General features: G+C 42.6%; 2 protein-coding genes. Both read left to right on the top strand.

Annotation, left to right across the window (positions count from 1 at the left end; all coding sequences use genetic code 11):
- Nucleotides 1–43: 43 nt before the first annotated feature.
- A complete protein-coding gene (locus ACFSR6_RS17530) occupies nt 44–562 on the top strand; it encodes a transposase (RefSeq protein ID WP_379081234.1) in 519 nt (172 codons plus the stop codon).
- Nucleotides 538–1,298: IS3 family transposase (locus tag ACFSR6_RS17525; protein WP_379081235.1), on the top strand; the 761-nt coding region annotated here is incomplete at its 3' end. The genes ACFSR6_RS17530 and ACFSR6_RS17525, both read left to right, overlap by 25 nt.

Below are 1,298 nucleotides of genomic sequence, written 5' to 3'. Positions count from 1 at the left end.
TGGACTGCCCCCAAAAAGTTGGACACTTTAATAGGAGCATTTTATGAGCAGAAAAATTAAGTATAGTCTGGAATTTAAACTGGCTATCATCGGTCAGGTCTTAAGTAGAGAGAAATCTTTGGTTTCAATCTCAAGGGAAAATGGTATCGAACGGCGTATGGTCTATCAGTGGGTAGAGTTCTATAAACGTTTTGGAGAGGCCGGATTAATTCCCCAGTCGAGGGTCTATTCATTGGAAAACAAACTTGAGGTTATCCGTTACTTTATTTCCAATAAGGTATCTTTGAGGGAGACATGCCTTCAGTTTAACATCAGATGCAATAGTGTCCTATCAAATTGGTTAAGGATATACGAATCTGCTGGAGCCGAGGGGCTGTCCGAAACAACAAGAGGAAAACATCGTCTCATGAAGCCAAAGATTCCGAAAAAAGCACCTTCCCTGCAGACAGATCATGAACAGGTCCTGGAAGAAAACAATCGTTTACGTGCGGAGGTCGCGTTTTTAAAAAAGTTACGGGCCTTAATCCAGAAAGAAGAATCAAAGGAAAACAAAAAGCACTGATCATTCAGGGATTAAGGAATATGTTTGACCTGTCAGTGCTTTTAGAGGTGGCTGGTATGGCGCGGAGCTCATTTTATTACTGTATGAAATGCAATAGCACGGATGACAAGTACCGAGTGGTCAGGGACCGCCTGAATGTGCTCTACAAGCAGCATAAAGGCAGATATGGCTATAGGCGGATGCTGCTCCAGCTAAAAAAGGAAGGGCATGCTATCAATCATAAAACAGTATTGAGGCTCACTGGAGAGATGGGCCTGAAAAGTGCCGTCAGGCTTAAGAAATATAGGTCGTATAAGGCAGAAGAGGACAAAATAGTTCCCAATATACTCAATAGGGAGTTTAATGTTGACAGGCCATTTGAAAAATGGGCGACCGATGTTACCGAATTCAATGTAACCGGCAAGAAACTGTTTCTCTCAACCATAATTGATTTGTTCAATGGAGAGATTATAAGTTATTCGCAATCCCTAAGGCCGGACTTCGGGCAGGTTACCGATATGCTGGATCGGGCATTGAAAAAAAAGCCAGGTAATGCTAAACCCATACTGCATTCCGACCAGGGATGGCAATACAAGATGAAGAGTTACCAGGGTATTCTGCTCAAGAATGGAATTACACAGAGTATGTCGAGAAAGGGCAACTGCCTGGATAATGCCATAATGGAAAACTTTTTTGGTACGCTAAAGTCTGAAATGTTCTACCGCAAAAAATACCTGTCGGTGGAGGAACTGAAGGG

The sequence above is a fragment of the Pedobacter vanadiisoli genome (genome assembly GCF_042684385.1).
GTDB lineage: Bacteria > Bacteroidota > Bacteroidia > Sphingobacteriales > Sphingobacteriaceae > Pedobacter > Pedobacter vanadiisoli.
This window is presented reverse-complemented; position numbering and strand designations above follow the sequence as displayed.

Excerpts from the sequence above, each read along its gene's own strand:
- ACFSR6_RS17530 (WP_379081234.1), top strand. The coding sequence starts at position 44 with ATGAGCAGAAAAATTAAGTATAGTCTGGAATTTAAACTGGCTATCATC.